General features: G+C 47.9%; 25 protein-coding genes and 7 pseudogenes. 9 read left to right on the forward strand and 23 right to left on the reverse strand.

Going from position 1 to position 21,982, the window contains the following annotated elements; translation table 11 throughout:
* Positions 1-428: 428 nt before the first annotated feature.
* Positions 429-596, forward strand: coding sequence for a hypothetical protein (locus tag AC2LB6_RS15295; protein ID WP_490094148.1), 168 nt, complete (start codon positions 429-431; stop codon positions 594-596).
* A 293-nt stretch (positions 597-889) separates the two neighbouring features.
* Here the strand turns inward: AC2LB6_RS15295 and AC2LB6_RS15300 are convergent, their stop codons facing one another.
* The 4 genes and pseudogenes from AC2LB6_RS15300 to AC2LB6_RS15315 form a co-directional block, all read right to left on the reverse strand.
* Positions 890-1,759 carry a helix-turn-helix domain-containing protein gene (locus tag AC2LB6_RS15300; protein ID WP_490094149.1) on the reverse strand — a complete coding sequence of 290 codons (870 nt, stop codon included), beginning with the start codon at positions 1,757-1,759 and terminating at the stop codon, positions 890-892.
* Between the two features lie 405 nt (positions 1,760-2,164).
* The gene (locus AC2LB6_RS15305) at positions 2,165-3,124 is read right to left on the reverse strand and encodes a helix-turn-helix domain-containing protein (RefSeq protein ID WP_490094150.1); all 960 of its coding nucleotides are present in this window, start codon (positions 3,122-3,124) and stop codon (positions 2,165-2,167) included.
* A gap of 98 nt (positions 3,125-3,222) precedes the next feature.
* Positions 3,223-3,528 (reverse strand): annotated as a pseudogene (locus AC2LB6_RS15310) (efflux RND transporter permease subunit); the annotation flags it as partial.
* 330 nt (positions 3,529-3,858) lie between these two features.
* The gene (locus tag AC2LB6_RS15315) at positions 3,859-4,065 is read right to left on the reverse strand and encodes a hypothetical protein (RefSeq protein ID WP_490094151.1); all 207 of its coding nucleotides are present in this window, start codon (positions 4,063-4,065) and stop codon (positions 3,859-3,861) included.
* A 116-nt stretch (positions 4,066-4,181) separates the two neighbouring features.
* Here AC2LB6_RS15315 and AC2LB6_RS15320 point away from each other — a divergent pair.
* Positions 4,182-4,761, forward strand: a pseudogene (locus AC2LB6_RS15320) (HAD-IB family phosphatase); the annotation flags it as partial.
* Positions 4,753-4,983: pseudogene (locus AC2LB6_RS15325) on the forward strand (transposase); the annotation flags it as partial. The pseudogenes AC2LB6_RS15320 and AC2LB6_RS15325, both read left to right, overlap by 9 nt.
* A gap of 113 nt (positions 4,984-5,096) precedes the next feature.
* Here AC2LB6_RS15325 and AC2LB6_RS15330 read toward each other — a convergent pair.
* The 6 genes and pseudogenes from AC2LB6_RS15330 to AC2LB6_RS15355 form a co-directional block, all read right to left on the reverse strand.
* Positions 5,097-6,761, reverse strand: a complete 1,665-nt coding sequence (locus AC2LB6_RS15330; protein WP_490094152.1) for a dipeptide ABC transporter ATP-binding protein — start codon at positions 6,759-6,761, stop codon at positions 5,097-5,099.
* Complete coding sequence (locus tag AC2LB6_RS15335; RefSeq protein ID WP_490094153.1) at positions 6,751-8,292, reverse strand: Sapep family Mn(2+)-dependent dipeptidase; 1,542 nt, start codon at positions 8,290-8,292, stop codon at positions 6,751-6,753. Before AC2LB6_RS15335 ends, AC2LB6_RS15330 begins: the two co-directional genes overlap by 11 nt.
* A gap of 25 nt (positions 8,293-8,317) precedes the next feature.
* Entirely contained in the window at positions 8,318-9,205 is an 888-nt protein-coding gene (gene opp4C, locus AC2LB6_RS15340) for an oligopeptide ABC transporter permease (RefSeq protein ID WP_490094154.1), read from the reverse strand.
* Complete coding sequence (locus tag AC2LB6_RS15345) at positions 9,202-10,167, reverse strand: ABC transporter permease (RefSeq protein WP_490094155.1); 966 nt, start codon at positions 10,165-10,167, stop codon at positions 9,202-9,204. The genes opp4C and AC2LB6_RS15345 overlap by 4 nt, the downstream gene beginning before the upstream one ends.
* Before the next feature lie 72 nt (positions 10,168-10,239).
* Positions 10,240-11,835 (reverse strand): ABC transporter substrate-binding protein, encoded by a 1,596-nt coding sequence (locus AC2LB6_RS15350; RefSeq protein WP_490094156.1) that lies wholly within the window; start codon positions 11,833-11,835, stop codon positions 10,240-10,242.
* A gap of 220 nt (positions 11,836-12,055) precedes the next feature.
* Positions 12,056-12,199, reverse strand: a pseudogene (locus tag AC2LB6_RS15355) (nuclear transport factor 2 family protein); the annotation flags it as partial.
* Positions 12,200-12,464: 265 nt separating this feature from the next.
* On the opposite strand from AC2LB6_RS15355, the gene AC2LB6_RS15360 reads away from it, so the two are divergent.
* Positions 12,465-12,914, forward strand: coding sequence for an NUDIX hydrolase (locus AC2LB6_RS15360; RefSeq protein WP_490094157.1), 450 nt, complete (start codon positions 12,465-12,467; stop codon positions 12,912-12,914).
* A gap of 227 nt (positions 12,915-13,141) precedes the next feature.
* A complete protein-coding gene (locus AC2LB6_RS15365) occupies positions 13,142-13,678 on the forward strand; it encodes a GNAT family N-acetyltransferase (protein WP_490094158.1) in 537 nt (178 codons plus the stop codon).
* A gap of 81 nt (positions 13,679-13,759) precedes the next feature.
* Here the strand turns inward: AC2LB6_RS15365 and AC2LB6_RS15370 are convergent, their stop codons facing one another.
* Positions 13,760-14,155 (reverse strand): VOC family protein, encoded by a 396-nt coding sequence (locus AC2LB6_RS15370; protein ID WP_490094175.1) that lies wholly within the window; start codon positions 14,153-14,155, stop codon positions 13,760-13,762.
* Between the two features lie 359 nt (positions 14,156-14,514).
* Between AC2LB6_RS15370 and AC2LB6_RS15375 the strand changes: the two are divergent.
* Positions 14,515-14,697: pseudogene (locus AC2LB6_RS15375) on the forward strand (hypothetical protein).
* A gap of 142 nt (positions 14,698-14,839) precedes the next feature.
* Here AC2LB6_RS15375 and AC2LB6_RS15380 read toward each other — a convergent pair.
* Positions 14,840-15,058 carry a LysM peptidoglycan-binding domain-containing protein gene (locus AC2LB6_RS15380; protein ID WP_490094159.1) on the reverse strand — a complete coding sequence of 73 codons (219 nt, stop codon included), beginning with the start codon at positions 15,056-15,058 and terminating at the stop codon, positions 14,840-14,842.
* 192 nt (positions 15,059-15,250) lie between these two features.
* Here AC2LB6_RS15380 and AC2LB6_RS15385 point away from each other — a divergent pair.
* Positions 15,251-15,510, forward strand: a pseudogene (locus AC2LB6_RS15385) (GlsB/YeaQ/YmgE family stress response membrane protein).
* A gap of 26 nt (positions 15,511-15,536) precedes the next feature.
* The gene (locus AC2LB6_RS15390) at positions 15,537-15,917 is read left to right on the forward strand and encodes a YidB family protein (RefSeq protein ID WP_490094160.1); all 381 of its coding nucleotides are present in this window, start codon (positions 15,537-15,539) and stop codon (positions 15,915-15,917) included.
* Between the two features lie 689 nt (positions 15,918-16,606).
* On the opposite strand, the gene AC2LB6_RS15395 is transcribed toward AC2LB6_RS15390, so the two are convergent.
* The 4 genes and pseudogenes from AC2LB6_RS15395 to AC2LB6_RS15410 form a co-directional block, all read right to left on the reverse strand.
* Positions 16,607-16,906 carry a type II toxin-antitoxin system RelE/ParE family toxin gene (locus AC2LB6_RS15395; RefSeq protein WP_490094161.1) on the reverse strand — a complete coding sequence of 100 codons (300 nt, stop codon included), beginning with the start codon at positions 16,904-16,906 and terminating at the stop codon, positions 16,607-16,609.
* Positions 16,903-17,157: an antitoxin of toxin-antitoxin stability system gene (locus AC2LB6_RS15400; RefSeq protein WP_490094162.1), complete on the reverse strand. Its 255-nt coding sequence runs from the start codon at positions 17,155-17,157 to the stop codon at positions 16,903-16,905. The genes AC2LB6_RS15395 and AC2LB6_RS15400 overlap by 4 nt, the downstream gene beginning before the upstream one ends.
* Positions 17,158-17,237: 80 nt before the next feature.
* Positions 17,238-17,351: pseudogene (locus AC2LB6_RS15405) on the reverse strand (site-specific tyrosine recombinase XerC); the annotation flags it as partial.
* Between the two features lie 6 nt (positions 17,352-17,357).
* The gene (locus AC2LB6_RS15410; RefSeq protein WP_090959935.1) at positions 17,358-17,546 is read right to left on the reverse strand and encodes a hypothetical protein; all 189 of its coding nucleotides are present in this window, start codon (positions 17,544-17,546) and stop codon (positions 17,358-17,360) included.
* 562 nt (positions 17,547-18,108) lie between these two features.
* On the opposite strand from AC2LB6_RS15410, the gene AC2LB6_RS15415 reads away from it, so the two are divergent.
* On the forward strand, positions 18,109-18,324 hold the full coding sequence (locus tag AC2LB6_RS15415) for a SymE family type I addiction module toxin (protein ID WP_490094163.1): 216 nt from the start codon (positions 18,109-18,111) through the stop codon (positions 18,322-18,324).
* Positions 18,325-18,367: 43 nt separating this feature from the next.
* Here AC2LB6_RS15415 and AC2LB6_RS15420 read toward each other — a convergent pair whose 3' ends face one another.
* The 7 genes from AC2LB6_RS15420 to AC2LB6_RS15450 form a co-directional block, all read right to left on the reverse strand.
* Positions 18,368-18,604 carry a hypothetical protein gene (locus AC2LB6_RS15420; protein ID WP_490094164.1) on the reverse strand — a complete coding sequence of 79 codons (237 nt, stop codon included), beginning with the start codon at positions 18,602-18,604 and terminating at the stop codon, positions 18,368-18,370.
* Positions 18,605-18,608: 4 nt separating this feature from the next.
* Positions 18,609-18,803 carry a hypothetical protein gene (locus tag AC2LB6_RS15425; protein ID WP_490094165.1) on the reverse strand — a complete coding sequence of 65 codons (195 nt, stop codon included), beginning with the start codon at positions 18,801-18,803 and terminating at the stop codon, positions 18,609-18,611.
* A complete protein-coding gene (locus AC2LB6_RS15430) occupies positions 18,800-19,027 on the reverse strand; it encodes a hypothetical protein (protein ID WP_490094166.1) in 228 nt (75 codons plus the stop codon). Before AC2LB6_RS15430 ends, AC2LB6_RS15425 begins: the two co-directional genes overlap by 4 nt.
* A gap of 181 nt (positions 19,028-19,208) precedes the next feature.
* Entirely contained in the window at positions 19,209-19,646 is a 438-nt protein-coding gene (locus AC2LB6_RS15435; RefSeq protein WP_490094167.1) for a DUF6392 family protein, read from the reverse strand.
* On the reverse strand, positions 19,646-20,929 hold the full coding sequence (locus tag AC2LB6_RS15440; RefSeq protein WP_490094168.1) for a VENN motif pre-toxin domain-containing protein: 1,284 nt from the start codon (positions 20,927-20,929) through the stop codon (positions 19,646-19,648). Before AC2LB6_RS15440 ends, AC2LB6_RS15435 begins: the two co-directional genes overlap by 1 nt.
* Positions 20,930-21,246: 317 nt before the next feature.
* Complete coding sequence (locus tag AC2LB6_RS15445; RefSeq protein WP_490094169.1) at positions 21,247-21,654, reverse strand: hypothetical protein; 408 nt, start codon at positions 21,652-21,654, stop codon at positions 21,247-21,249.
* Positions 21,655-21,666: 12 nt separating this feature from the next.
* On the reverse strand, positions 21,667-21,951 hold the full coding sequence (locus AC2LB6_RS15450; RefSeq protein ID WP_490094170.1) for a hypothetical protein: 285 nt from the start codon (positions 21,949-21,951) through the stop codon (positions 21,667-21,669).
* Between the last annotated feature and the right edge of the window lie 31 nt (positions 21,952-21,982).

Here is a 21,982-nt window from a genome sequence, read left to right on the forward strand (position 1 = left end):
ATCAATATGTTAAATTCATAATAACCCACATCAACAGCATTCATTGAGGCCAAAAGGTTAGCCGTGAGACATAACATTGAGTCTGTCCACAAAGTGGCAACGTTACTGAGTGAACCTACCCGCGCCACGAATAGTGGACACGTGACTAAGCGAGTAAACTATCAACCGGAGGTGACTCATGACAAAACCAGTATCAACCAGTAAAAAGCCCCATAAACAACATTAGCCTGAATTTCGCAGCAAAGCTTCTGATTGCCTCTGTTGTCAGAATGATGTGTGATCTGATCCTGCCACAGAGCAAAGGTTCGATTTATTCAAGCAGAGTCGGTGAAATGAAAAAGATGTAGTGCTACGCATTTTATGTTTAACTTATATATTGCTGCATGGACTAATATTTTTTATCTAAAACATTTTTTAAGGGAAAGATAGTGACTAAAGATCCTGTTGAAGTGAACGTTTCTGATGGACTGGCTAAGTTTTTTGAATATGCAGACCTTATCTCTGAACAAAAAGTGAAGGAGCTTGCTGAAAAATCTAAAAATGAAGCCATGAAAAATAAAAAAGAAAGCAAGTCCAGATGGGGTAAAATTTCGTGATCATTAGGTGAAGCACGTACACGTTTATTTTATTTCTTTAATTTTTTAACGATGACCTTCAGGTGTTGTTGTCCATTTTTGCATAATTGAATCACCACGGGTAATGTAAATACCTGCGCCTAATAGTAGATCACTGAAGTGAACTCAATCTATTGTCCGGTTCATGATCACCGACATCGTAAATGGTGCCACCTCGGTACCCGGAGCAAATCAGATAAGAGTTTATTATCAGAACTTAAGTGATGTTATCAGTTCGCTTCTCGCTTCGTTGCTGTAGAGAAATGATAAAAATATCAAAGCTCAATGGGTATGAGATATTCACAGTGGATTGACTCCGGATTTAATGTTTTTTCATCCAAAGTTTCAAGATGAAAACACTCTATATCCTGACCTTGTCGACGGCTGATATTTAAAGAGGGTAAACAGGTATCGTAGATAACCATGAAGAAAAGTTGCAGTCCTTTTTGGGGCCCCTGATAGCAAAACTTAATATAACTTCCTCCCTGTATGAGTGGTGCAGATGTCTCTGTAACACATTCATTATCCTTTTGACTATGAATAGCAGTCGTGTAACAGACCTGATGATATCCTGTTTTGTTACCTACAGGTATTGGCTCATGCAAACCATAGATGAGCTTAGGTAATGCAGAATAGTTTTGCAAAAAACGTTGCCAGTAATTAAAACACATTTCCTCACGCCTCTCGCTGGCTTCTTCAAGTGAACATTCGTAACTATATTTAGTTCCAGTTAAATATATATCTGGTAAAGTTATAAATGAGACAAAGGGTGTAGTGTAATCACCTTCCCTGAAGGGGGGAGTTAATCCAGACATATTCCAGACAGCAGACTTCCGATACTTTCCAGGGGAAATTAAAAATTGTTTTTTAAAAGACCGGCTAAATGATTGTTGCGAATCAAATTGATAATACATAGCTATATCCAGGACAGAGAATGATGAAAGACGTAACTCGATTGCACATCGGGAGAGTCTTCTTGATCTAATGTAAGCTCCGAGTGACTTAGCTGTAACCGATTTAAACATTCTCTGAAGGTGCCACTTTGAATAACCAGATTTTTTAGCTACGAGATCCAGTGAAAATGGTGATTGCAGATTACTTTCTATCCAGGAAATTAATTCATTGATTATGATATCTTTGTTCATTTTAATTCCTCATGATATTTACATGTTACAAATTTACCTTTTTTGCAATATTGTGAGATACTACCGTTAATTATAATTAACTATAAAATCAATCATTTATATTTCTTGGGTAACATTTAAGATGTCTTAATACGAGCGCGCGATTTAGTATTTTTATTCTATTATTTACATTTAGTCAATCCTCAAAGCATGCATGTTCGCTGTTGATGATGCAAGTCATGAACTTTTAAGATGTTTGGTGGCCCGCCCCGAGTATAAGATACAATGGTCAGTTAGCAATAGACTTAGTCTATATTATAGACGTCGGTGACCACCTAAGGATTAGCCTGAATAGTTTGGCAAACACACAAAATAACGGCCCTGATCGAGGCGCCTCCCCTTGTTTAATCTATGGAAATTGAATAATCAATGATCATTTAAAAAACCACTATCAACAGAATGCATCCTGTATTCCCTTGGGCTCATATTAAATAATGATTTAAAGGCGCGACTAAAACAGCTATAGGATTCATAGTTATATTTCAGATAGATATGAAATACCGCACAATCAGTACTCCGAATTTCCTCAGCAGCTTTTGATAGCCTCCTGTTTTTTACGAACCGCCCTAAAGATATTCCTTTTGAAGCTTTAAATGCTCTTTGAATGTACCATGCTGAATAACCAGACCTGGCTGATATGCATTTTATTGATAGTTTATTCTCTATGTTGTCATCAATCCACAAGAGAAGTTCGTCGATTATATCTATTGCTGGCATAGCCCCCCCCTGCCTTAATAACCACTTTAGATTTTCAGTACCTTCCTTTACAAGTAAGTTATCGGCAGACACTGTTACAGCGTTTTTCAGAAGCGATAAATAGGTAGAAAGAAGAAGGCATGAAAGCCTTTTTTCATTAACGTAATCTTCTGTCTGATTCAATTTTTTTGACTTGATAATTATACTCATAAAAACATCGAAAAATTCAATCTCATTTACCCCAACATCATATCCTTTGAGCTTGGATATTCTCAGATACTCTTCGCTAAAATAAACAATCCTGACAAGCCGTCTTAACTGACTGTTTTTTAAAACTTCATTAAGGCTATCAAACAGAACTTTACCGAGAGCACATATTGGCTGCGCATGGCTGTCATTAACCCTCTTCAGCTCACTGAGAAGCGGAAATGACATTCTTTCTACCACGGATTTCAGCAAATCTTCTTTATCATCAAAATGCCAGTAAACTGCACCACGAGTTACCCCAGCCTGTATTGCCACAGTCTGCAGTGTTGTCCCGGATATCCCTATATCAAAAAAACATATTTCGGCTGCATCAAGTATCTTTATGCGCGTAGCATAAGATACTATCTTTGTAGTCCTGACCACAATTAATTACCCCATAATTTGAAATAGTTAAATTCAAAAAAGTAAATACTGGCAAGGCGTTTGTACCCCGCCAGTTTTTTTGATTTTTTATTTCCGAATTACTTTGTTTTTTTAGCGTTACCAAGCCATCCTGAAACAAGGACATAGAATAAAGGAATGTAAAATATTGCCAGTACAGTGGCTGTAACCATTCCGCCTATTACACCTGTACCAATTGCATGTTTACTTCCTGAACTTGCTCCTGTTGCTATGGCTAATGGGATGACCCCTACAACAAATGCCAGAGATGTCATTATAATGGGGCGTAATCTGACCCTCGCAGCCTCAATTGCAGCTTCGAGTATAGGAGTTCCGTTCTTCTGATGTTCATCACGGGCAAATTCAACAATTAATATGGCATTTTTGAAACGTCTTTTAGTATCCGTTCACCGCTGAAGCTTTTATTTATTTTCTCGATGGCTATCATCATTATCTTTTTGCCGATTCATACACGTTTACTGATATCGCCCAGCGATACCGGTTTCTCGTGGCAACTATATTGCCGCGACGCGTGCAAAAACAAACAACAAAAAAACATATCCAAAGTAATAAAAATTGCTTCCCACCTGAATGTTAAAACCCTTAATCAATTGTTGTTACTCAAGTTATTTCGCGCTGCAAAGCTAACAGGAATAAAAAAGCCCGCGCAGGAAAACCTGAGCGGGCTTTTATTGTTATTGCGTTAGCGTCAGCGATTAATGCGTAGCGACGGGGTCCACTTTGAAGGTGTCCACCATCCTCCTCAAATCGCATGCCTGTTCCTGCATCGATGCCGCCGCCGCCGCAGACTGCTCCACTAAGGCGGCATTTTGCTGGGTGGCATCATCAATATGATTCATGATGCTATTGATCTGCGCCAGGCCATCGCTCTGCTCATGGCTTGATCCCGCAATATCACTCATCAGGTGCGCCATACTGGCCTTATCACTGCTCGCTTAAATGCCCGTTGAGGTACAGCAACCTCCCGGATGCAGTTAGAATGAGAAAATGCTGTTGCCTAGATCCAGACAGGAACAGCATGACTAATGGAGTAGATGGCCAGTGGGTTAATGATGTCGTAAACAGCAGTAATTCGCTCTCCGTCTTTGATTTTGACTGAACCCTCACCAGGCATGACAGCTTTGTCCCCTTTTTACGCTTCACCTTTGGTAAACGCGTTTTGCACAGCGTCTTGTCCGCCTTGTGATCCTCACGTTCAAATGTATCGGCCGCAGGGTGACACGCGATGAACTGAAGGAAGTTCTGATCCACACCTTCCTTACCGGCATCGAAGCCCGGTGGGTTGAGCTGAAAGCCGTATAGTTTTTTGAGAAATACTGGACCCGCCTGATGCGCCCTTCAGGGCTGATTGCCGTGACAGCGCAGGTCAATTCCGGCGCAATCGTGACGATCTGTTCGGCTTAGCCCGTGATGGTGCTAAAGCCCTTTGCAGACAAGTTAGGAATACAGTTGATCGGGACAAAGTTAGACGTCAAAAATGGCATGCTGGCGGGCCGCATCAGTGGCAAAACTGCCGATGTGCACAAAAGGTGGCAAGACTGGAGGCTGAATACGGGCCACTGTTTTCCTATCATCTGCAGGCATGGGGCGATATCCGCAAAGCGAGCTACACGACGAATGCTATCGAGTCGCTGAACAGTGTTATCCGCCAGGCAATCAAGAAACGTAAGGCATTCCCGACGGATGACTCGGTGCGTAAAGTGATCTACCTAGCGATCCAGTCGGCGTCGAAAAAATGGAGCATGCCGATCCAGAACTGGCGGCTGGCGATGAGTCGTTTTATTATCGAGTTCGGCGACCGCATTGACGGTCACCTTTAATCAATCGGGTGGCAGTTACACAGAATGATTTACAGGATCTAAATAAGTGGGCGGACCCGGTAAATATTATCCTGTGCGCCATCCTTTTTTCATAAAACACTGACTCGGCACTGTCAGGTCACACGTTCCCAGGGGTGAGCAAAAAGCCACGGCGCTCGCTGGCGGCGTTTATTTTCCTGATGCTGCGGATCGGCAAAAGGAATGCTGTCGATCAGCGATCGCGTATAGTCACTGGCAGGCCGGGAGAACAACTCACTGACCTGCCCCTGCTCAACCACATGACCGTCTTTCAATACCAGCGCCGACTGGCACAGGCTGCGCACCACCGCCAGGTCGTGGCTGATAAACAGGCAGGCAAACTGATACTCCTTTTGCAGATTGCGCAGCAGTGTGAGGATGCTTTCCTGGATAGAGACATCCAGTGCCGAGGTGGGTTCGTCAGCAATTAATAGCTGCGGGTTCAGCGCCAGCGCGCGGGCAATCGCAATGCGCTGGCACTGCCCGCCTGAAATCTCATACGGATATTTCTGCTGCCATTCGGCGGGAAGCCCAACCTCCGTGATCAATGACGTCACCCGCTTGAGGATCGCCGCCTCTTTTAACGTGGTGTGCGTGCGTAAGGGTTCAGCAATCGACTGGCCGAGCGTCATGCGGGGATTCAGCGAGCTAAGCGGGTTCTGGAAAATAGCCCCAACCTGCGATTTCATCGCTTTGCTGCGCGTGCGGCAGGGATGATAAATCGCCTCGCCCGCCAGCGTCAGCGTTCCCTGGTCCGGTTTAATGATGCCCAGCAGGCTGCGACCCAGGGTGGTCTTCCCCGATCCGGATTCCCCCAGCAGGCCGAGAAACTCGCCTTTGCCGATGTTAAAAGAGACGCCATTAACAATGTTATGGCGTTTACCGAACCCTGCCGGATAACTGATGTGCACGTCGTCCACTTGCACCAGTGGCTCAAACGTCTCCTCAGCAGCGGCCTGTTTTGCTGCGGATGACGGAATAGCCGCCAGCAGCTGGCAGGTATAGGCGCTTTCAGGGGTGCGAAACAGGATTTTCGTTGCGCTGTTTTCCTCAATTTTGCCCTGCCGCATCACAATCACCCGCTGCGCAATATCCGCAACCACGCCCATATCATGAGTGATCAGCAGCAGCGCCATACCAGACTGCTGATTGAGGCTGAACAGCAGGTCGAGGATCTCCTGCTGCGTGGTGACGTCCAGCGCGGTGGTCGGCTCATCGGCGATCAGTATCTTTGGCCGCCCGGCCAGCGCCATCGCGATCATGATGCGCTGGATCTGGCCGCCCGAGAATTGATGAGGGTAGTTTTTCAGGCGCTTATCCGCCTGCGCAATGCCCACCTGCGACAGCAGCGCAATGGCACGCGCTTTACGTTGTGCGGTATTGAGTGACGGATCGCACAGGGCAATCGACTCGTTCAACTGGGCGCCAACGGAGAAAACCGGGTCGAGAGACGACGTCGGGTCCTGAAATATCATGGCGATCTCCCGCCCTCTGAGGGCGGAGAGTTCCGTGCGATTGAGCGTCAGCAGGTCGATACCCTGAAACAGGATCTTGCCGGAGACGAGGGCATTCGCCGGTAATAATCCCGGTATCGCCTGCGCAATCGCCGATTTTCCGGCACCCGATTCGCCGATAACGGCCAGTATCTCTCCCGCTGCAACGCTCAGGCTCACCTGGTCGACGGCCGTCACGTCTGCGCCCTGCCCCGGATAGTGCACGGACAGCCTTTCAATGCTGAGTAAAGGCGCGTTATCCGTCATTATCGATAAGCCCCTGCGCCAGCCAGCTATCTAAACGTGGAATGGCGATGGCATACACTTTGAACGCACGCTTGAGGTTTTCAATCGACACAAACTCGTCAGGGCCGTGCGGAGAACCGTGTCCTTCAGGGATAAAGTCAGGACGTTGGTTAACGTTTTCCCCGTTGAATAACGCCGACGCACCCCGGCCAAATCCCGGACCAAAGGTGATTGCGTTCGGCAATACGCGTGCATGGGTGCCACCGCCCATGGTGTAAGGTTCGGTTTTGGCATCCGCGATGGCGTTATAGGTTTGCTGCAAACGCTGCACCAGCAGGCTCTCTTTATCCACGTGCATGGGCAGGTCATCGCGCAGGATGGTTAAGCTGCCGTTCAGCGGTGCAATGGCCTGCTTCAGCGTCGCCAGTAAGGCGTCTTTATCCGTCAAAATCGGATAACGGATATCCAGGTAGATCGCCACGCCGTGCGCTTTGGGGATCGCTAAGCCGCCATTCAGCGTCAGCTTACCGGTCTGCTGATCTTCAAAGGCGATGCCCGCCCCGTTACCCCAGGGATCGGCCAGCAGTTGCGCAATCAGCCTGGCCGCCCTCAGGTCAGCATCAGCCAGCAGCCCGGCGTCCACGGCGGCATTGAGCAGCAGCGGGATGGCGTTTTGCGTGTTTTCAGGGAACGCGGCATGCCCGGATTTGCCATGCGACATCAGCAGCGCATCGCTACCGTCAGCCGTGACCGACAGCGTTTTGCGCAGATCTGCGGGTAATCGCGCCAGCGCGATGTCAAGGGTGGCAGCGTCCGTGGCGCTAAAACGCAGCGTCGCGCTGGCCGGAACAGCATTTTCCGCCACGCCCGCCGACAGACGGGATAACACCGGGCCAGTCGGGATCTGTAAAATCAGGTTCAGGCCACCTTTTTGCGCATAGTTAACGGGGAATGCGCCGTCGGTGATCACCGAGAAGCGCGGCACCGGCCCGTTTTTGGCGAAATATTTCATGTCGCCCATACCAATTTCCTCTGCGCCCCCGTATATCACGCGCAGCTTGTGATGCAGGGAGACGCCGAGATCGCGAAAGGCACGCAGCAGGTAAAGGTCCAGCAGCGCCGGGCCTTTGTTATCCGACGATCCACGACCAACAACAAAGCCCTGTTTATAGAAAGGTTCGAACGGCGCAAAGCTCCAGTTATCTCCCGGTGGTACAACGTCGAGATGAGAAATCAGCCCCAGATCCTGGGTATCGCTGCGGTTATCGGCCAGCACAGACAGCGCGTGCCCCTGATGCGCTTCCGTGGCAAAGCCCAGCTTCTCCGCCTGCGCTTTCACGTGCTGGAAAACGTCATGCACCGCGTTGCCATAAGGCTTGCCGTCCTGCGCCAGTTTTTCATCGGCAATGCTCGGATATGCCACCCACTGCAACAGATCCTGAATAAATTCTTCACGGTGTTGCTCAAACCACTGTTCAATTTTGTGTGAAAAAACCGTCTCCTCTGCGGAGAGCGTGCCGGTAAAGTCTTTTTCCTGCAGGGACTGACTCATGTATTTTTCCTTTTTTGAGAAGGTTTCAGCGAGTGAAGTGGATATCTTTCACCGGCACCGCAGGCCGCGGATTGAGCACCCGCGCCAGCCCTTCGCCGATAAAGTTAATCGCCAGCACCATCAACACGATGGTTAAACCGGGCGGGATCCACAGCCACCATTCGTAATCAATCACTCGGATACTCTGCGCTGCCGAGAGCATATTGCCCCATGATGGCTGCGGCTGTTTCACGCCCAAGCCGATAAAGCTCAACGCGGCTTCGGCAAGAATGGCGTTCGCCACCGCGAGGGTGAGATTCACCACGATGGGCGCGTAAGCATTCCTCAGCAAATGCCGCCAGACGATGGTGAAGCTGCTTACGCCCATGGATTTTGCGGCCTGTACATAGCCGCTTTCGCGCAGGGAAAGCAGCTCCGCACGCACCAGTCGGGCGATGCCCGTCCAGTGAAGCACGCCGATGATCAGAATCACGTTCCAGACGCTGGCACCAAGCAGGGCGGCGAGAGTTATCGCCATCGCGTAAAAGGGAAAACACATGATGATGTCGGTGATGCGCATAATGATCATATCGGCCACACCGCTTTTATAGCCCGCGATGCTGCCGAGTACGATGCCGATCGCCGCCTGAAACAGCACCGCTGCCAGCGCCACCATTATCGATACGCGGCCACCGTAGAGCAGCCGGGAGAAGACATCGCGGCCAATCTCATCGGTGCCCAGCCAGTGTTCGCTGCCGGGCGGTGCCTCGATGTTGTAGAGGTCCATATCATCGGGGCTGTACGGCGTCAGCCAGGGGGCGAAGAGGGAAAAGGCGGCCAGCAAGGTCAGTAAAAGCAGGCCACTGACAAAATAGCTATCTTTCAACAGAGGAGATAACCGCGTGCGCGGCTGTTGAACGGTGTCGAGCATCATCGGGTCAGCCTTACGCGCGGATCGGCGAGTGCATAAAGAATATCCGCCAGGATATTGATGGCTAAGGTGATGACGGCCAGGAACAGCACAATGCCCATCAGCAGAGGAAAATCGCGTGACTGGATGGCGTCAAAACTCAGACGTCCGATGCCCGGCCAGTTAAAGATAATCTCGGTCAGCAGTGTTGCCGAGAGCAGCGCCGGGATCTCCATCCCCACCACGGTAATCAACGGTTTGGCGGCATTTTTCAGCAAATGCGGGTAGATCACGCCCGAGCGCTTCATTCCTTTGGCGAACAGCGCCTTGATAAAGTTCTGGTTGATTAACTCACTGATACTGGAACGCAGATAACGGCTGAAAATAGCAATATTGCCTAACGCCAGGGTGATAGCGGGCAAAACAAGGTGTTGCGCCACATCAATAATATGGTCAACGCCACTCAGGTGACCGCCGAGCGTAGAGACCCCGGAGACGGGAAACCAGCGCAGATTCATGGCAAAAACTTTCACCAGTAAAATGGCGATGAAAAACACCGGAATGGACAGGATGACAAAAGACAACAGCGAAACCGTGATATCCGCGGTAGAACCACGACGCAGGCCGAGATAAATCCCCAGCGGCAGCGCCACGATCAAGGTGATTAACAGAGAACTGCCCGCCAGCATCAGCGTATTGAAGATGCGTTCACCGATTAGCGTTAATACCGGTGCCCCACTTTGCAGGGAGTAGCCGAAGTCACCCACGATGGCGCGCGAGGCCCAGCGCAGGTATTGCAGCCATATCGGGTCGAGGTAGCCAGCCTGACGCAACATTTCCTGTTTCTGCTCGGGCGTGGTCTCGGGCGAGATCATGCCCACCAGCGGATCGCCGGGCTGCAACTGTATTAAAAAGAAGACCAGCAGCGAGATGCCGACCAGCACCGGAATGGCGATCAATAATCGGTGAAAAATAACCCTGAACATAAAAAAATCCCGTACTGAAGTGAACGGGTTTTACAGACGATGCGCCCTGTAAAACCCTGTAACGTGCCGGCGTTACTGTTTTACGCTCCAGCCAGCGACATCGGCGAACGGTTCATAAGGGTAAGAGTGGTAGTTTGTCACCCGCTTACTCAGGGCATAACCGATATTGGGGATGTAGAGCCAGACGTGCGGCACTTCTTCATTTATCCCCGTTAACCAGCCACCGATGCTGGTCTTGAGGGCGTCACGGTCGATGGTGGCATTAAACTGACTGGCAAAAGCGTCCAGCTGAGGCGTAGCGAAGCGCTCCCACCAGAAGTTGTTATCATATTCGCCAGGCCGGAAAGTGCCGCCCATCAATACGCCATCATAGACCTGCGCTTTGTTCTGCAAAATGGAGAGCGTGGCGTTGAAGTCGGCAACGTTAAGCACCACCTTGATGCCAATTTTTTTCAGGTTTTGCTGAATAATTGGCGCGGTTAATTCGCGAGTGCGGTTACCGGTCGGGTAGTTAATGGTCAGGGTGAAGTCTTTGCCGTCTTTATCCACCACGCCGTCACCGTTGGTATCTGCCCAACCCGCCTCTTTTAATAACGCCTTGGCCTTTTCCGGGTTATAGGCATAACTGTTTAACGCCTGGGGATAGTAAGGACTGTGCGGATTATCTTTGGTGTTAAATATCTGACCGTGGCCGTAAAGTAATTTATCGACAATTGCCTGGCGGTCGATGCCATACACCAGCGCTTGTCTGACACGACGATCCGACAGATTTTTATTGCGCGTATCCAGTGATAAATACTGAGCGCCCACTCCTGGCTGTTCAATAATTTGAATGCCGGCATTTTTATACGTCTGTAAATCGCGGCTATTCCAGGATGAGAGTTCGGCAATATCCACATCACCATTGATCAGCTCATTTTGTACCGTCTGCGCGTTAGAGACTTTAAATATCAGCGTTTTGGTTTTCGGTTTTCCGCCATAGTAGTCGTCATTGCGTTCCAGTTTGATGTACTGATCGGGCAGGAACTCAACAAACTTGTACGGGCCGGTACCGACCGGGTTGCGCAGCAGATCGGTGGCTTTGTTCCATTCTTTAACCGGAACTTTGCTCCAGATGTGTTTCGCCAGCACCGGACGGTCGGCAAAGTGCGAGAATGCAGCTGCATAGGGGGCCACAAAGGTGAAACTGATGGTTTGCGGGTCAATCACTTTGATACCTGCCAGGCGGTCTGTTTTACCCGCGTGGTAATCGTCGTAACCTTTCAGGTGCTTCACAAAACCCGGGGTGTCTTTCGGGAAGCCTGCATCGGCTTCGGTGGCGTAGGTGAAGTAGACGTCTTCAGCGGTAAACGCGCTACCATCGTGCCATTTAACGCCCGGTTTTAAATGCAGCGTCAGGGTTTTCCCGTCAGTGGAGTATTCATATTTTTCGGCGAGAGAGGGTTTTGGATTTTGCTGTTCGTCGAGGGTAAACAGGCGACCAAACAGCGTGAAAATAACCGCGCGATCGTAGTCCGTGAAATAAAGTGTCGGATGGAAATTACCGCTGGGATTGCTCCATATTGCATAGCGAATAATATTATCGCTGCTGTTATTCTCTGCCGCTGCAACGTTAAATGCCACCAGACTCATTGCCGTAAAAGCAATGGCTTTTGATAATCCGTTCATTCCCACCCCAGATAAAGTTGCAATAATTCACTCCGTCTTTTCAACATCGGAGGTAAATTAACGATAAGCCCATGGTTATTGCGCTATTTTTAACAACGTTACTATTTGATACAAACACAAGCAAATAGAATGATTGGTAATGGTTATCTGATTATGTTGCAAGTGAGGCGAAATTTTACTGCGGTGCGCCATCCGTGGCACGCGGGGACAAGGTCATTCCTATCGTCTCCGCGCGGTCAACTATTACACCTGACCGTGTAATTTCCCGAAATTCGGGATGCAATATCTGTTCAAGCCATTTCCGATCATTCCGCCGGACACCGTGAAGACTGCATTCAAGTGCTTTCAGCTTTTCCAAGAGCATTTTTCTCACCCTAATTGAACCCTGACAGTTGAATGAATTTATCATAATAGCCAAGGCTAATCTTTAATGCCCCCGAGAGGTAACCTCCGCTTTTGGCACAGGAGTACCAAAGGGCATCTATGAGCAAGAAGTAGACGTTTTGCATAAATTGGTTTTCTGAAGAGCCACACTCATTAGCCATTCATTTTCAAAATTAACAGATATCAAAACGCATTAAAGCAATGTATATATAGACAGTATTCTTAGTGATGGGAGCAATCGCTACATGGGCCGTGACAGATATAATCTATCCATAGCAGTATTCGTCATGCTTCTAAAAGGGGATGAACTCTGCATGCTCCGAAGGTCTAATACGGGCTGGATGGATGGTTGCTTTAGCTTACCGGCCGGTGGGCTAGAAAAAGGCGAAACACTCTCCACCGCTGCAACCCGAGAGCTAAAAGAAGAGACAGGGGTGGACACAATTCCTTCAAAGTTGGCCCTTGTGCATACCATGCATGTGTGGACGGAAAACCGTTCATGGATAGGACATTATTTTATCTGCCGAGAATGGAGTGGTGTACCTTTCCTTGCAGAACCTGACAAGCATGCCGAAGTAAGCTGGAAGAATATTTCGAATCTGCCAGAAGAAACAATACCCTATGTAAGGCAGGCTATTGAAGCCATTAATGCTGATGAGAGTTACTCAGAGTTCGGCTGGGACACAGGTGAGTAACCTCTGCTACATAGCAATATTTCCGCTCCTTGTCAGTATGCATATGCAAAAGGGTTGCTATGAGCGAGGAACGGACATAGCGACATTCGAATCTGTAAGCTAGCATCGAAATCATTGCCAACAACTCTGTATGGTAATTGACGGTGAGGTATTGCGAACCTGCTTTTCCCTAACTATAAAAACAGATATATAACTAACCTAATGAACACATTATTTAGGAAATTATTTTGCAACTACAACTCACCAGACTGCATCTTCGCCCCGTAACTACATCTGACTTGGATGACCTTTTCAGAATTTATGGCGACCCGGCTACGAACACCTTTAACCCCGCAGGGCCATATCCTGACATGCAACATGCACAAACTGTTTTAGCTCGCTGGATCAACCACTGGGAAACTCACAGTTTTGGAATCTGGGCAATCTCTTTGCAGGATAGTCCTGAAAGGATCATTGGTTTCGGAGGTCTGAGCATCAGCAGTTATGCAGATATCGTAATTAATAACTTAGGGTATCGTTTCGCCACAGAAGCATGGGGAAAAGGTCTGGCGACAGAGTTTTCGAAATACTCCGTCAGATATGGATTTGGTGAGTTAAAGCTGACTGAGATATCTGCCGTAGTTAGAGGAAACCACATGGCATCGCAGAAAGTTCTTCAAAAAGCCGGGTTGCAATACGTAAAAGAGATCCATGATGTGAAAGATGCGCCGCCTAGCCTGCTTTTTTCTCTTACACATAGTGAATGGCTCAGACAATCAGTGTGAGCGTATTTACTCTAAATATTTACTCTCAATCATGGATAGCTAAACTGAAGCTAAAGAAGCGCCCTACGGCGCTTTGGAAAATTAGTTATTCTGGTACAAGTCCCAGCGATTTCCAAAGAGATCCTCAAATACAACCACCGTCCCGTACTTTTCCTCACGTGGTTCCTCGCAAAATTGAACGCCTGCAGTCTTCATAGCGTCATAATCGCGCCAAAAATCGTCGGTCTGAAGGAAAAGGAACACGCGGCCGCCACACTGATTACCGATAAAGGTTTCCTGCCTATCGTTTGAGGCTCGGGCCAGAAGAAGATTACAGTCACTTTCCGGGTTAGGAGTCACAACCACCCAGCGCTTGCCAGGTTGAGGCGTGTCTTCAACAAGCGTAAACCCGAGCTTGGTTGTGTAATATTCAATCGCTCGGTCGTAATCATCGACGACGATAGCCACATATCCCATGCATCTTTTCTGCGTTCTCAAAATCACCTCCACCCGTTTTGGGTTCTGCCCTTCACTCGAAATCACCATATCATTCGCTATGAATGTCCGCTACTGGCACAGGCTGTGTGAAAACCCTGACCAAAAACTGAAGTGCGCACGTCAACGCAAAATCTGGAATTGATCGACCGGTTAGTAGAGCCGAATTTTACGTATGAGCGCGGTTTTCAGCTCTGTTTTTGGCAGTTTCAGCGGCCAAAAAAGTTTTCACACAACCTGGGCACAGAGCAGACTGTTAGAACATTTCGACACAATCACGCTTCAGGCCGACTTTTTGATGCTCGTACTACCTACCCTTCCTTTGCAGAGAACATCGTAGAACAATCGACACACGAAGCGAAGTGTTTAAACTCGCTTTAAGTAACCCACAACTATTGGTGGTCACTCTGGGGGTCTTGACAGAAAGGTAATTCAGGATTAGCTTACTTATTAGCCAGTTACTGGCAAAGGCGATCCCATTCAGAGGAGCCAGATTAGAAAAACCCGCTCAGGGAAACCGGAGCGGGTTTTTTGCTTTTCAGTGATCCCATTTTTCTCGTCCTGACTGACTTTTCGTCAGAACCATCCTGCCGTTGCACAGATCGCCCTGATAAATCCGGCGGCTTTAAATGAAAAAAACCAGCCGGGCAATCTATGCACCAGCTGGCTCAACCTGTCGGCCAAATATTATTCAGGAATGGTCAGCACCTGACCCGACGCAATTTTATCCGGGCGGCTGAGAAGGTTTTTATTCGCCTCAAAGATTTTCATATATTGCGAGGCATCATTATAAAACTGCTTAGCGATTGCACTGTGCTTGTCACCGCATATAACGGTATACGAGCGATCACCTGCTGCTGCGCTTGCAGGTTTATCTTCAACATTTTTATCTAGGGCGTGTAACAACTCATCGCCAATATTTTTAATATTATCCAGAATATTTATAATTACTCCCTATCGTTTCCGATACGTTTACTTTAATCAAAAAACAGGATTGCCAGACAAATACTACGCGGCGTACGATACCCCTGGCTTTATTTTATGGATTAAGCCACTGCTAATTACGTGTTCATTCAAATAAAAAGAAGGATGGAGATAATGAGTATTTTGTCATGGGTTGTGTTCGGCCTGTTTACCAGAATTATCGCCAGATGTTTCTGCCAGGCAAAGAACACATGGGCATTTTCACGAACATGATTCTGGGCATTATCGGCGCGCTGATTGGCGGTGTAGTCAGTACTGCTCTGGGTTTTGGCAAGGTCAATGGCTTCAATATTTACAGCATTGCTATTGCCACCGTGGGTTCAATTATTGTGCTGTTTTTTATCCATAAAATCAGAGCGTGTAAACAGGCTTAACAGATTACTATTCGGGGAATAATAGAATGAGTTTACTGGAAACAGTGCTGGCCATGTGCGGCCTGAATAATCAGACCAGTCAGGAAGTGAAAGGTGTGCTGGAATGGGTTGAGCAGCAAGGCGGTTTACATACCATCGTGGGCCACCTTCAGAGCGGTGAGTACAGTGAGGTCGTCAACTCATGGCTTGGCGATGAGCAGAACGTGGCGCTGAGCAGCGATCTGGTGCAGAAGATGATTAACTCTGAGGCCATTGAGCAGCTGGCTGCGCGGATGGGCATCAACACCAGCGATGCGCTGAATCTGCTGGCAAAATATCTGCCGCAGCTGGTGGATAAAGCGTCAACTGCGGGCGTCGTGGATAAAAAGGCTTATCTTGCCGGACTGGTGAGTCAGTTAATGCACTAAGCTTGACGCAATGGGAAGATAAAAGCCTGCAACTTAAGTATAAGGCTTTTATCTTTAATATTCTGGTTGTCATAATAATGGGAAGGAGTAGCTGTTGAGCGATTTCACTGAGCATTAAAAATCTATCTAACACATGCTAAGACATTGAGAGCTTCGGAATTGAGATCATTATATTTTACTCTGAAGATGATACTACTTTCTCTTTGGTCATGAGACCTTTCCCCACACTAATAATCATTCCACTTCCAAACGAATTCCCATATAAGCTGGGCAGACTTAAGCAAGTACTGCTACTTCTCATTGGCGAAGATAATTTCAAGGCCCTGATTCGCACTCGCCACGTCGTGGCTGAGGTCTAAAACGTCCTGCATCTGTTTTAACTTATCGCGGATAATATGATGCCTTCGCTCACGCTCGGCCCCACCAGCATACCATCCGCCATGTTCCTGACGAGCTTCCTCCGATGCAGTCGCCGGTGCTTATGCCCACGCAGCTGATCACCCCACTCGCAGTATAAGCATAACCAATGGCCGGGCGGCGGCCACGCCGGACAGCCATATTGTGCCTGACCCGTGCCGCTACACGGCCATTTACCCCCCGCGGCACGGAACCTGATGAAGGCAGATCGCCGCAGAGACGCGGCGCTGTGCCGCGCACGAACAACCCTGCTCACAGAGAACCGGCTAACTTTACGGGCTGTCCGGCGATACCGGTGGCCAGCATCTGGCTGTATGGATTAGCGTCACTACCCAGACTATTCCGGCTTCTTCATCCAGCTCGTACACAAGACGGTAATGTTCATGGGGTATCAGTTCGCGGGTTCCTGCTATCTTTCCCGCTACCCCCATCAGCGGATGCTCTGCCAGTATGGCCGCTGCTTCGCTGAACCGCTCATCCATTTCCGCAGCCGCCAGCGGGTTTCGCTCTGCCAGGTAATCCCATATTGCTGTACGGTCGTTGAGCGCTTCCTGTGCCCACAGCAACTTCACGCTTTCCCAGCCAGTTTTGCACGGCGCGCGGCGAACTGCGCTTCAGCCTCCTCATTACTCACAACGTTACCCTCCCGTATATCCTGACGCCCTCTCTCCACTTTCTGCGCCAGGTGAGCATCGTAAGCCCGGCTCTCGCTCTGGCGACGGATGTATTCCCGCATCAGCTCGCGCATCACCTGCGAGGCCGGTCTGTCGCTGGCTTTCGCAGCGGCGATGAAGTCTTCCCGCAGCGAATTTTCCAGCTTCATTGTGAACACCGCTTCTTTAGGCATGACCCTTTATCCCATTCCGCTTAAGTACTGACCGAGTATATACCTTATCATCACCTTTACTCCATATTGTCCGGTTTCTTACTGTCCTGCCTTTCAGCCGGATGCGTGCTCGCATGCACCGCCTGCAATGCCCGGATACTCACCTGCGTATATATCTGTGTGGATTCCACGAAGGGTTAAGCCGCTTTTCTTCTGCTCATATACCTGACGGTGGCTGACATGGTCGTTGCCGGATCGATATCTACTGAGCCGCCGACCACGCTGATGTCTTTTTTAGCGATGACATCAGAGCCGCCAATGTGTGCATTATCACCGGCGATCAGCGTGACGCTACCACCGGTACTGCCTACGGCGCTCCAACTCATTAATCTCAACCTATTTACCGGGTTTGTAGCTATTGCCAGAACCGGTTTCAGCCGCCAGCAGATTGACTCCCGTCCCGACTTTAGGGTGACGTCTTTGCCTGCAGCAACGTGACTCTGATTAACAAAGCGCGGATCGATCCCGCTCAGATACCGACTGTCACTGCCGGGTTACCGCTGACGGACGCACTCAGTGCAACCACTATATTCACCAGCAGGTAAATACCTTCATTACTGGTTTCGGCTGAGATACGGGCGTAATCAGGAAGACATAGTGAAGATGGGTTAACGCGGAATCACAGCATGAAAGTCCGCTCGGAAAGGATATTACAAAAGACCACAGGAAGAAGGGGTAAGTGAAATGCATACCGGAAAAACAATCCGTTTCTAAGAGACACCTCGCAGTTTATTACCTGGCTTTCAGCGAGTTTACCCGGCGAAACGTGTATATTTAAACAGGTGAATACGGAACAGGAAGAGCGCAAGGATAAATTTTTTAGCGCGGCTGAAGCGGGTTGGCGCCCGTTTCAGCCGCTGACCACAACTAACTATATGGGAGTTAATTATGGCTGACACGCATCATAAGTCAGGAACCCGCACGTCCACAACCGCCGCGCATTATTACAGAGTCGGATACCGGCCTAATCGGGGCCAGCCGAACCCGCTGCCCCAGCTCACCATCAAGGGCCGATGGCTGGAAGCGCTGGGATTTAAGACCGGGCAGAAGATCGAGGTGATCACCGGGCCGGGTCAGTTGATCATCAGGCTAGCTGAGGATTGATCTGCTGGTAAAAAGATCCCGGCTCGTTGGCCGGGATATTTGTTTAAATTATGCCAAGAGATTCGGGTAATTCTTTAACATATTCTCTTTGATCTCCGTTATATTCTTTAGATATATCTCGGAAGGAATTAGCAAGATCATTTCTATCCTTTACATCCATGAGTTGAAGTTCAGAAGCCATTTGTTCCAAGGCTTCCATTGCCAAGTCAGGATCAAGCAGATCTTCATTTGTGAACTCTAAAAACACAGCAAGATCTGCAATGACTTTAACAAGTTTCATTTTGTTATTCATTGACGACTTTCACCTCGATATTTTTAATACCTGGCTCATCGAACATTTTTTGTGCTCGATTGTCTTGGGCTTGGTTAGGAACTTCCCATCGGCCGGTCATCCCATTATTTTTAAGCGATTCCGACTGGTGAACAGCTTGATCTTTAGCTTTCTGGGTAGTAACAACAGAGACTTTCCGATCAATCATGACATTGCCATCAACCCCATCAAAGCGAGCTGGTTTATTAACACTTTGGCGTCAACTCGATCAATATCTGGAGCCTGACCTTTCTGAGTTTCAACATTGGAACGAGCACCAGAAGCAGAGTCATTGTAGTCTCTGGCCCGCTGACTCATGCTTGTATTTTCATCGACCCATTTAACCTTAATCTCATCGCTGGCCTTATTAATCAGCTCCGACGCTTCAGCCACATCCCCTTTCTTCAGCGCCGTTTCTGCAGCCTTGATGACCTTTCCTGCCGCAGGATCTGACCGATGGGCTTAAAAAATCTGTAATCATTCATGATGAAATTATGGATTTTCACACAGCCACCACCTCATTCAACCGATCATTTCTGCCTTAAATGATCGGCGTTACGGATTAGATAGGAATTTATACCGGCCTCATAAGAGTAACCTTGGATAATCTATCATTCTGATTAAATTGTAGATGTAGCGTATATCCCTCTTTTTCATACCTTATCCAACGATCAATATAACCCATAAGTGCATCCATTTTTCCACCACCAGAATCTAAGGGGTGGCCTAGCATTTGAACAGCCTTATGCTCCGAACTATGAATTGATAATGGTAAATCCCCTTCATACTCAGAAAACCCCTCATCCTTTGTTGCGTAAAATGTAATTTGATCGATAATTTCATTTTCTAACAAAAATAAAACACCAGACTGTAAAAATGAATAGTAGCTCCTGTCACCTAAAACACTCTCCTCAATCTTAGGCAACTCATTAAAATCACTTGAAATATTAATAAAATTACCATCGAATTTTGTGCAACCTAATAACTTAATAAACTCATCCCACATCAACATTATTTTGTTACTCCTGTTTGAGAATTTCTTTTTTTGATTTCTATTATAGCGTCATCAACAAGTTTAGGATCATATCCTCGGTCCAGCATATTTTTTCTATGTGAATCTGTATCGCGACATTCTGCACCACAAAGATCTATGGCATCTTGTTTTATTTGGGATGGCGTATTTTTACCACCATAAGTACGGCCTGCCTGATGTACATCTTTAGGTACTTCAATAGCTGTTGCATTATTGTATAGGCTTTTTTCTTCAGTTGGAGTTAACTTTCTTCCCAACTCATTTTCTTTTGCCTGACGAATAGCAGCAAATGATGGGATATGATCGTGCTCCAGTCCATCACCAACCACGGCACGATCTTTGAGTTCTTTAAATGAACCAACATCTAGCGGCTTAACTGCCTGAATTTGATCACTGGCCTTATTAATCAGCTTCGATGCTTCAGCCACATCCCCTTTCTTCAGCGCCGTTTCTGCGGCCTTGATGACCTTTCCTGCCGCATCACCTGCGCCGGGTATAATACCGATTGCAGCCGCAAGATAATCCAGCGCACTCCGCGCCTCGGCAAAACTCTTGATGTCGCCTACAACCGGCACGAAGTCAGCGCCCAGTAACGCTGTTTCTTTCAGCGCCTCACGCCGCTCTTCGTACATTTTCACCGAGCAGGCTTCGGCGCTCATCCCGCCGCAGTTGGCCTTCCTATAGCGTTCGTTTTCGGCCTCAACGTACTCACCAGCCTTCTGCTCCGGCGTTTTGCCTTCAGCCTGCGCCTGTGCGATATCAGCGAGAGAGTTATTCTCAACCGCATTTTTCCCCGCAATCGCGCCGCTCGTCGCCGCAGCACTGCTGTTCCCCACCATGCCGCCCGCCAGTCCTGCCGCCAGCGTACCGAGCAGGCTCAGCTGCTCGCGGTCTTCCTGTCCCAGCGCCGCTATCTTCTCTGGCGTGTCCGCGCCCCAGTACTTCTCTGCAATATAGCGTGTGGCAAGCTCGCCGCTAAACGCGCCCGCCGCACCGGCCGCCGCACTTCCCCCGGACATCTGCGATGATACCGCACCCCACACCGCATGTGCCATAGCATTGGTTGCCACATCAACGTTGCCGGAAGCGTCGGTCGTTTCCTTCTTAATCAGCTGAGCTGCCCACGGATTAAGGCCACCTGCGACCGCCTGACCTGCATTGCCGTTCCCCGAAACCGCATGCGCCATGGTGTTGGTCTGCTCTTTGCCGTCGACTAATATGCTGGTTGTGTCCTTAGTTTTATTGACGTTATACGGCGCCATCCCACCCAGTGCACCAATTTATTTTCGCATGATATTATTGTCAGTTACGCGCAAACATACCGTTAGAAAGGTAATATCTAAAAAATGAACAACCCCTAAAGTGGTTTGAGTTTAAATATATTTCACCCCATAAGAGGTATCATTTAACCTGAAAATAATATATGAGGATTTAGATTTAAGAATATTTTATTTCGAAAAAATTATAAACTGAGAGTAGCGCAAAAAAATAAAACTTAATATACTCTTAACCAATAAATGCAACGCTTATTGAAATAATAAAAAGCCGGCATTATGCCGGCATTAAAGATAAGAAATGTTTAGTATAATACAATTTTGCATTCTGACAGCGGGACTGATCGGCCATCAGAAATAACAAAATTATCGCCATCAATATTGGCCAATAGCAACCCAAGCCCTTTTGCACCTGCTTTAATATCCCTTCCCCACCCTTCAATATCACCATGATATTCAATAGCATGAAAGAGCGGGCCTTCTACTGGAGTTATACTACAGCCAGCCTCGTTGACTCCACCCTCAGTTGCATTAGGAGGATCAGTAAAACAGGTGATATTCTTAAATTGCTTCCTGAATTTATTTTTTCCATCATCAGAGAAATAAACCGTTTTCCTGGTAGTTGCACCATCTGTTCCAGGAATTACCCGAGAGTTAGAAACTTCTAACTCTGAGCCTAAAGCCTTCTCCAATTCTTTTACAAATCTAGTCAACACATCACCTCATCATTTAACTGGAGTAATTATAAATTTAAATTTATTAACACCAGCATCAGCAAACAATTTTGAATAATGGTCGGCTAACTCTGGACTATTAGTATGATAAATCACTCCACCTTCGAAAGCAGCCGAATACTTCCTGGCTTGATCTAACATTTTAGTCTGCTCAGCAACTGACCAAGGCTTTGAACCCACTGAGCTTGTTGGGTTTCGAAGCGAGTTGCCCCAATCCTCTACAAACTTAGCTTCAACAGCAGTCCGTTGCCCGTTGATAATAGTTACATCAGCCATACCGTTAACACTTTTCCCACTGATAATAGTT

The sequence above is a fragment of the Pantoea sp. RCC30.1 genome (genome assembly GCF_058148845.1).

Bases quoted from the DNA above. Each gene is read 5' to 3' on its own strand.
- AC2LB6_RS15300 (WP_490094149.1), bottom strand. From the start codon at position 1,759: ATGAACAAAGATATCATAATCAATGAATTAATTTCCTGGATAGAAAGT.
- AC2LB6_RS15315 (WP_490094151.1), bottom strand. From the start codon at position 4,065: ATGAGTGATATTGCGGGATCAAGCCATGAGCAGAGCGATGGCCTGGCG.
- AC2LB6_RS15330 (WP_490094152.1), bottom strand. From the start codon at position 6,761: ATGACGGATAACGCGCCTTTACTCAGCATTGAAAGGCTGTCCGTGCAC.
- AC2LB6_RS15335 (WP_490094153.1), bottom strand. From the start codon at position 8,292: ATGAGTCAGTCCCTGCAGGAAAAAGACTTTACCGGCACGCTCTCCGCA.
- opp4C (WP_490094154.1), bottom strand. From the start codon at position 9,205: ATGATGCTCGACACCGTTCAACAGCCGCGCACGCGGTTATCTCCTCTG.
- AC2LB6_RS15345 (WP_490094155.1), bottom strand. From the start codon at position 10,167: ATGTTCAGGGTTATTTTTCACCGATTATTGATCGCCATTCCGGTGCTG.
- AC2LB6_RS15350 (WP_490094156.1), bottom strand. From the start codon at position 11,835: ATGAACGGATTATCAAAAGCCATTGCTTTTACGGCAATGAGTCTGGTG.
- AC2LB6_RS15360 (WP_490094157.1), top strand. From the start codon at position 12,465: ATGGGCCGTGACAGATATAATCTATCCATAGCAGTATTCGTCATGCTT.
- AC2LB6_RS15390 (WP_490094160.1), top strand. From the start codon at position 15,537: ATGAGTTTACTGGAAACAGTGCTGGCCATGTGCGGCCTGAATAATCAG.
- AC2LB6_RS15400 (WP_490094162.1), bottom strand. From the start codon at position 17,157: ATGAAGCTGGAAAATTCGCTGCGGGAAGACTTCATCGCCGCTGCGAAA.
- AC2LB6_RS15410 (WP_090959935.1), bottom strand. From the start codon at position 17,546: ATGAGTTGGAGCGCCGTAGGCAGTACCGGTGGTAGCGTCACGCTGATC.
- AC2LB6_RS15415 (WP_490094163.1), top strand. From the start codon at position 18,109: ATGGCTGACACGCATCATAAGTCAGGAACCCGCACGTCCACAACCGCC.
- AC2LB6_RS15420 (WP_490094164.1), bottom strand. From the start codon at position 18,604: ATGAAACTTGTTAAAGTCATTGCAGATCTTGCTGTGTTTTTAGAGTTC.
- AC2LB6_RS15425 (WP_490094165.1), bottom strand. From the start codon at position 18,803: ATGATTGATCGGAAAGTCTCTGTTGTTACTACCCAGAAAGCTAAAGAT.
- AC2LB6_RS15435 (WP_490094167.1), bottom strand. From the start codon at position 19,646: ATGTTGATGTGGGATGAGTTTATTAAGTTATTAGGTTGCACAAAATTC.
- AC2LB6_RS15440 (WP_490094168.1), bottom strand. From the start codon at position 20,929: ATGGCGCCGTATAACGTCAATAAAACTAAGGACACAACCAGCATATTA.
- AC2LB6_RS15450 (WP_490094170.1), bottom strand. From the start codon at position 21,951: ATGGCTGATGTAACTATTATCAACGGGCAACGGACTGCTGTTGAAGCT.